Source organism: Streptomyces sp. NPDC020490, assembly GCF_044335305.1.
Classification (GTDB): domain Bacteria; phylum Actinomycetota; class Actinomycetes; order Streptomycetales; family Streptomycetaceae; genus Streptomyces.
In genome coordinates this window covers 1-7,442 of record NZ_JBIRUY010000084.1, presented here as the reverse complement: position 1 = coordinate 7,442, position 7,442 = coordinate 1, and the positions used below count along the sequence as shown (strand labels likewise).

Annotated in this window: 5 protein-coding genes and 2 pseudogenes; 3 read left to right on the top strand and 4 right to left on the bottom strand. The window is 63.4% G+C overall.

The window, feature by feature from the left end:
* Positions 1-149: 149 nt before the first annotated feature.
* Positions 150-458, bottom strand: a pseudogene (locus ACH4ZX_RS39960) (transposase); the annotation flags it as partial.
* A 177-nt stretch (positions 459-635) separates the two neighbouring features.
* On the opposite strand from ACH4ZX_RS39960, the gene ACH4ZX_RS39955 reads away from it, so the two are divergent.
* Positions 636-2,105: an IS1380 family transposase gene (locus tag ACH4ZX_RS39955; RefSeq protein WP_398283804.1), complete on the top strand. Its 1,470-nt coding sequence runs from the start codon at positions 636-638 to the stop codon at positions 2,103-2,105.
* Positions 2,106-2,336: 231 nt separating this feature from the next.
* On the opposite strand, the gene ACH4ZX_RS39950 is transcribed toward ACH4ZX_RS39955, so the two are convergent.
* From ACH4ZX_RS39950 to ACH4ZX_RS39940, 3 genes are all read right to left on the bottom strand, one after another.
* Positions 2,337-3,119, bottom strand: coding sequence for a GNAT family N-acetyltransferase (locus ACH4ZX_RS39950; protein WP_398283802.1), 783 nt, complete (start codon positions 3,117-3,119; stop codon positions 2,337-2,339).
* Positions 3,120-3,190: 71 nt separating this feature from the next.
* Positions 3,191-4,045: a TauD/TfdA dioxygenase family protein gene (locus ACH4ZX_RS39945; RefSeq protein ID WP_398283800.1), complete on the bottom strand. Its 855-nt coding sequence runs from the start codon at positions 4,043-4,045 to the stop codon at positions 3,191-3,193.
* Between the two features lie 34 nt (positions 4,046-4,079).
* Complete coding sequence (locus ACH4ZX_RS39940) at positions 4,080-5,081, bottom strand: pyridoxal-phosphate dependent enzyme (protein WP_398283798.1); 1,002 nt, start codon at positions 5,079-5,081, stop codon at positions 4,080-4,082.
* A gap of 231 nt (positions 5,082-5,312) precedes the next feature.
* Between ACH4ZX_RS39940 and ACH4ZX_RS39935 the strand changes: the two genes are divergently transcribed.
* The gene (locus ACH4ZX_RS39935) at positions 5,313-6,170 is read left to right on the top strand and encodes a transposase family protein (RefSeq protein ID WP_398283796.1); all 858 of its coding nucleotides are present in this window, start codon (positions 5,313-5,315) and stop codon (positions 6,168-6,170) included.
* 84 nt (positions 6,171-6,254) lie between these two features.
* A pseudogene (gene istA / locus ACH4ZX_RS39930) lies at positions 6,255-7,268 on the top strand (IS21 family transposase); the annotation flags it as partial.
* Positions 7,269-7,442 lie beyond the last annotated feature (174 nt).

Sequence of the window (7,442 nt, the reverse complement as noted above, 5' to 3'; positions counted from 1 at the left end):
ACCACCCGCGCCATCCGCGACCAACCCGAACGGGCCCTCCCCATCCTGGGCATCACCTACAAGCCCGACCTCAACGGAACTTGATCAAGCCCTGAAGGGATGTCCCGTAAATGATCTCTGACGTGCCCGGTGGTCTGCTGGTTTCTGCGTCACCCGGCAAGGACGAGGTTGTGCAGGTGTGCGATGCCGAGCATGGCGTGGTGGACGCTGTCGCCTTTCAGCCGGCAGTCGCGAAGGATCTTCCATCCCTTCATGCGGGCGAAGACGTGTTCGACGGGGGCGCGGACTTTGCGGTGGGAGGCGTTGTGCTCTTCTTTCCAGGCCGGGAGTTCGGTCTGGCCTTTCTCGCGGCGGTGCGGGATGACCAGGCCGGTGCCGCGGTAGCCGCCGTCCGCGATGACCGTGGTCTTGCCGACGGCGTCTTTCGCGCCGGACAGCTCCCACGCCTTGCAGTCGTGGTCGACGGCCAGCCGAAAAGGCAGCCCGGGGAGGGAGAGGATTCAAAATCCCGGCCTGTTTCGGATTTGCCCATAGAGCTTCCTCTCCTTCCCTGAGGTTAACCCTGGGTATTCAGCGGAATTGGGTGATCTGACGCTCCGATAGCAGAAAGGTGCCGTTGACCTGCAAGGATGTGAGTGTCTAGGTCATATCCGCTGCGGGAGCAAGGCACCTTTCTGGTGGTCGAGAGTACAGGGTGGGACCGTCGGCTGTCCGTGGTGGCTGACGGGAAGAGACTGATCGGGCATGCCGGGGCGGTGCTGCTGCGCCGATGCGCGGACCGCACGGGGCTGACGGACGCGTTGGCCGGGGTGCTGCCGTCCAGCACCGCAGCCGGCTGGCGGGACCGCGCCGGGGTGCTGGTGCACCTCGCGATCGCGATCGTGCTCGGGGCGGCGAACTTATCGGAGGCCGAGCAACTCCAGCTGCATCACCGGCCGTTGTTCGGAATCGCGGCCTCGGACTCCACCGCGCGGCGCACGCTGGCCATGCTCGACGGGGCCACCCTGGCGAAGATTGCAAAGGCGCGGGCGAAGGTGCGCCGACACGTGTGGAGTCTGCTGCATCTGCGGCCGGGCGGCTTCCCGTGGCTGACGGTGGCGGGCAAGCGGCTGACCGGCTGGATCGTCATCGACCTCGACGCCACCGTCATCACCGCCGCATCGAAGAAGGCCGGGGCAGCGGTCACCTTCAAAAAGACGTTCGGGTTTCATCCGCTCGCCGCGTGGTGCGCGAACACCACCGAGTCCCTGGCCATGCTCCTGCGACCGGGGAACGCCGGGGCCAACACAGTGGCCGACCACATCCGCGTGCTCACCGAGGCCCTCGCGCAGATCCCCGGATCGTCGGCCGCGAAGATCCTCGTCCGGGTGGACGGGGCCGGAGCCACCCACGGACTGCTGGAACACCTGGAAGCCCTGAACACCACGCGGCGCACGGTCCGCTACACCGTCGGCTGGAAGATCACCGAAGATGACGAGAAGGCCATCGCCCGCCTGCCCGAGGCCGCCTGGGAGACCTCCGTGCACCAGGACGGCAGCCTCCAAGAGGGCTACTTCGTCGCCGAGTTGACCGGCCTAAACACCCGTGATGGCTGGCCCGAGGGCATGCGGCTGATCGTGCGCCGGGTGCGTCCGACCCGGCGGCACCTGAAGAAGCTGACCGCGTTCGAGAAGAAGACCGGCTGGCGCTACTGCATCACCGCGACCAACATCCGTCACATGTGGGGCATCGCCGGCTCGGGCCACAGCCAGTTCCTGGACGTGCTGCACCGCTCCCACGCCGGCGTGGAAGACCGAGTGCGCACCAACAAGGCCATGGGGCTGGACAACCTGCCCTCCGCCTCCTGGGAGGTCAACCGCGGCTGGACGCTCGCCGCGAACCTCGCCGCCGATCTCGACGCATGGCTGCGGCTCCTGGCCCTGCACGACATCGACGGCCTGGCCGACGCCGAGCCGGACACTATGCGCTTCCGCCTCTACCACCTGCCCGCCCGACTCACCGACCACGCCCGCCGCCGCTGGCTGCGCATCGAGCGGACCTGGCCCTGGGCAACCTCGTTCACCACCTGCTGGCAGCGGCTGACCGCACTCCCGGCCATCACCTGACGACCGGCCGCCAGACCCGACGAAGACCAGAAAGGAGCAGGACCAGCACACTCCGGGAGCCGTGGAACCCCGGCGCAGCCGCAGCGACACGCGAAGGCCCCGCCCGCGATCACGCGGAACAAACAGGGCGAACCAGCGACCTGGTCATGCACTCACGACCTCTGAAGAATCGAGGTTAAACCTTGCGTATACAGATCCCGCAACCTGGTAGATTTGGTTGATTCGCGATTTCTAGTCGGCCTGTCTGGTCAGCAGGTGATAGCGGAAATCCATGCTCATTCTCAGCGGCCCGGCGCACGTCGCGAAGGAGGCTCGATTTTCTACGTCCATCGACGTCACCGGTGCGAGACCCAGCCTGGCTCCATGGCGGATTGCTTCCGACATGGTGATGGAGGAGAAGCTCCTTCTTCGGTATTCCGGATGGGTGATGCTTCCCAGTTCCACGAGGCCGCCTCCAATGACGCCGTGCGATTCGGCCACAACGATATTATTGGAGAGCATGCAGACCCCGTATCCGTGGGACAAGTAATTTTCCATGGTGCCGAAGATATCCAGCACCGGGTCTCGCCAGTTGAGCCGGTGGAAGATTTCTTCGGTCACTCTCTCCAGGGTGAAACCACCCGGCACCTGATCGTGAACCCGGTAGTCGCCGGCGCGCACGCCGGGGATGCTGAGTTGAATCCTTTCCACTTGCTTGAAGCCGAAACTGTGAAGATCTCCTACGAGTTCTTCGGGACCCCAGCGGGAGTGAACAAGTCTAACGAAAGGTCGATCTGCAAGGATCGCATCCACCTCACCCATGACGGTTGGAGAAAAATAACCGGAAAGGAAGCAGAAAGGTGATCCCGTGGTGATCAGGACGGTGACGGGGTCGCCATGTCTGTCGAAATTCGCGAATACGCTGCCGGGTATCCGCTGTTCCAGGACAGCCCGCACGAATGCAAGGTTCGGATGCGAATTCCCAAAAAATCGACCGACCCCCAAATAGGACGGGGGCGCCAGTTCTTTCAGCATAATTTCCAGTCCGCTGTTCGTTATCGATCTACACGATCGAAATTCCTTGTCGTGTCCTCCGCGCCCTGGGATCAAGAAACCCCGACTGGTTTCTCTCCCGCAATATTCAGCCGGTGCATGAGGCGTTCCTGGGGATAGTAGTCGGCGACCGCCAGATGCTGAGTGCAGCGATTGTCCCAGACGAGCACGTCGCCCTCGCTCCAGACATGGCGATACACAAACTCATTTGTTTCGATATGGCGGTAGAGAAACTCGAGCAATGCCTCCCCTTCCCGCTGCGAGAGCCCCTTCACCCCTGTGAGATAGGGCTCGGAAACGTAGAGGGCCCTCTTCCGGGTCTCCGGATGAACTCGCACCAAGGGATGCTCCACGACACCGCGATGAGCGAAATTTCCATCGGCGTCGATCCCCTTCTTCGCCAGGGATCGCTGGAGCTCCGCATAATTTGGCCCGAACGCCTTCTTCACGTCGTGAATCCCGCTGAGATCCGCGAGGAAGTCCCGCATCGGCGCCGACAGGGCCTCGTACGCCGTATACATGTTGGAAAACATAGTGTCGCCCCCGAGGGGCGGGGATATCTTCGCATGCAAAACTGTCCCCAACGGAGGCCTGGGCCACCCACTGTTATCGGTGTGCCAAGAATTCAGCCCCGGCGGCTTCTCGGCATTATTGTGCAACACCATGCACTCGGGATGACCCTCGACAGTGACCGGCAACAAGTGATCATGCACCTCAAGCGGGCCGAACCTCTCGCCAAATCGCTTCAGCTGAGCCACTGTCAAATCCTGACCCGGGAAGACAAGAAGGCTGTGCTCATGGAAGGCACGGAGGATCAGCGCCCATTCCTCCTCCGAAACCTCTCGGGACAAGTCGAGACCTGTCACGCGGGCCCCCAGCGCCAGGCCTACCCGCTGAACAGATATCATCAAAAATCTCCTCACATAAAGTGCTTTGAAATGTTCAGGCGGCCGATTTCTGCAGCGCAATACAGTCCGCCAGAACGCCAGAGTCGATTACCCCGCCACTGATCACCACGCACGGTTTTCGCCAGCCGTAAAAAGGGGCGTACTTGAGTGCGGCTGCAAATGGGGCCGCGCCGGCACCTTCACACAGAAGCTTGTCCGTCAAAAGGAGGGATGTCAGGGATTCGGCCACCTCTCCGGGAGTTACAACCAGGACATCGGAGATCACTTCTCTAACCCGGTAGAACTGTTCGGGAATAACAAAACTGGCGCCGATGCCGTCTATAAAGGATTCCTCGTAATCCACGTCCTGGGGAGTCCCTGCCTCAACGGACGCACGCAAAGGCGCGCCGGTAGAGATTTCAACAGGATAAACATCTATACGACGGCCGGCGAACTCAAGGACCTTCGCCAGACTGTAGGTCAGATTCCCGCCACCATAGGGCACAAGCACAGCGTCCACATCTGGAAGATCCTCAAGCAGCTCCAACCCGATGGTGGCGATCCCGCAGGACACATGGAAGTCGGATTCGCCCGAAAGGAAGAATCCGCTTGCATTGGCGTGCTGAGAAGAGACCATGGTCTCCCGCCAAGAGGCATAGGGAATCTTCAAAACCCTGACATCAGAATTGAACTGATAAATTCTTTCCAACTTGGACGGCCGTATAAAATCAGGCACCACAACAGTAAGGGGAATCCCGAACTTCCGCGTCGCATGGGCCAGACCCTGGGCAAAGTTTCCGGAACTGCACGTTGTGATTCCGTACTCCTTCATGACGGCCCAGGTCTCCGAGTCCTGCTCCTGGTAGCCGAGGAGGGCGTTCAGTGCCCCCCGCACCTTGAAGGAACCGGTGACTTGAAGGTTATCGCACTTCAGGAATATTTCACCGGCGTTGGGATATTTTGAGCGCAGGAGAGGGGTCCTGACAATATGAGGTGCGATCCTCGAATGCGCTTCGCGCGATGATTCGAGGGAAATATCCGAGGGAGGGTTAATCACTATAGTGCCAATACTCTGGTCGGCGGGATTTCCTGCTGCTAGTAAGCATCAAATGGTCAACGCATACATGGGTAATTGATGCCTATCTGCGAACCAGGGTCATCAGCAGGGCCCCGGGGAGAGTCCCTTCGCTCCCGGTCTGACTGGTTGATCATCGATGCCCGGGCATGAGGCGAGCACGGCTCTTGTGGATCATGGAGTACTCTACGCTCCCAGATCAGCAAGGCTGCCGTGCTCGTCGCTCCATCCTCCCTCGTGTCCGTGTCCCTGGGCACGTCGCCCTGCTCGTCCACCGGTGTGGTCGGGGAGGTGCCGGCGGACGGGCTGCTCCAGGCGCTGGCCAAGGTGCCCGACCCGCGTGATCCGCGGGGCGTTCGATATCGGCTGGCCACGCTGCTTGCGATCGGGGTGTGTGCGATGACGGCGGCCGGGCACAACTCCCTGGTTGCGATCGCGGAATGGGCCCGTCGGTGCGATCAGGAGGTGCTGGCCCGTCTGGGCTGCCCGTTCGATCCGTTCGCCGGCCGGTACCGGGCTCCGGGCGAGCGGACTTTGCGGGACGCCTTCGCCAAAGTGGATCCCGGCGCGCTGACCGCCGCGGGTTTCGCCCGGCTCACCGCGCCGGCGTCGCCCGCCGCCGGACCGCTGAGCCCCGACGGCGTCCCCGAACGCGAACAGCGCCGTGCCCACCGAGCTGCGGTGCTTGCCCCTGACCCGGTCCGGCTGAGGCGGCGGGCGTTCGCCGTGGACGCCAAGTGCCTGCGCGGAGCCGTCCGCGCCGACGGCAGCCGGATGTTCGTCCTGACCGCCGTCCGTCACGACGACGCACTGACCGCCGCCCTGCGCGAGATCGGCGCGAAGACCAACGAGATTCCTGAGTTCGCCCCGCTCCTGGACGCCATCGACGACGCGGACCTGCACGAGGCCGTGATCACGGTGGACGCGATGCACGCGCAGAAGGATCACGCCCGCTACCTCGTCGAGGACCGCCACGCGCACTACCTGCTGTCGGTGAAGAACAACCAGCCCACGCTCGCGGGGCAGTTGATGTCGGCGTACAAGCGAACGTGCACCACCTCGTACGGATGAAAGTGCACCATTCTTGATGCGGTGAGGAGGTGTTGGCCGTGAGTCTGCTGCTGTCGGTTCGGGGTGGCAGGGAGGCGGCTGACGGTGGTCTTGGATCCGCATCGGTGGCTGGAGTTGAGGCGGTTTCGTCCGCTGTACGAGTCCGGTGCGATGAGCCTGAGGGAGATCGCGAAGGAGACGGGGCTGAACCGCCGGACGGTCAGCAAGTACCTCAAGGACCCTGCATCGGTCGCGCCATCGAAGAGAGAAACAGCAGATCAGCGGCCTCGGCGGGTGGTGGATGAGGTCGCGCCGGTGATTGACGCGATGCTCAGGTCCGAGATCCTGCTCAAGGGAAGGGTGATCCACGAGCGTCTCGTCCAGGAGTACGGGGTCAGCATCAACTACCAGCGGGTGAAGCTCTATCTGCAGGAGGCCCGGCCCCGGATCGCGGAGGAAGTGGGCATCAGCCCGGGTGAGCTGGCGGGCCTGCACCGGCGGTTCGAAGTCGTCCCGGGTGCTCAGGCCCAAGTCGACTGGGGAGACGAGGGCAAGATCCTCGCCCATGTCGGCATCCCGAAGGTCTACTCCTTCCACATGACGCTGTCGTACTCGCGCGACCCGTTCTGCTGCTTCACCACCAGCCAGGACCTGGCCACGTTCCTCGACTGCCACCGGGCCGCGTTCGCGCACTTCGGCGGGGTTCCGATGAGCATCGTCTACGACCGCACCAAGACGGTCGTGCGCCGGCACGTCGCTCCCGGCGAGGCGGTCCCGCTACACCCGGAGGCGGTCGCCTTCGCCGGGCACTACGACTTCGACATCGACGTGCTGGCCGCCTACCGCCCGCAGGGCAAAGGGCGGGTCGAGCGACAGGTGAGCATCGTCCGTGACCACGTCCTGGCCGGGCGGGCCTTCTCCTCCATCGAGGAGCTGAACGCCGCCTTCGCCGCCTGGGTCCCACTGCGGCGGGCGAAGGTCCACGGCACTCACGGTGAAGTCATCGGGCACCGGGCCGTGCGCGACCACATGGCCCTGCGTCCGCTGCCGGCGACCCCGTATGTGGTCACTCAGCGGCACCTGCGGCAGCTCGGCGGCCCGATCGTCCTGGTCTGGGACAATCTCAACGTCCACAAGGCCGCCGACCTGCGGGAATGAGAGGCAGCCCAGGACTGGCCGACCATCTACTACCTGCCGCCCTAACCTCCCCGTTTCGGTTGGGGTGGCTGAGCTGGGCTGATCTCGGGGGCCCGCGATTTTGGCTGCTGGTCGAGGAGTGGGCATGGCTGGGGC

Coding starts and splice junctions, on each gene's coding strand:
- ACH4ZX_RS39950 (WP_398283802.1), bottom strand. CDS start 3,119: ATGCTGAAAGAACTGGCGCCCCCGTCCTATTTGGGGGTCGGTCGATTT.
- ACH4ZX_RS39945 (WP_398283800.1), bottom strand. CDS start 4,045: ATGATATCTGTTCAGCGGGTAGGCCTGGCGCTGGGGGCCCGCGTGACA.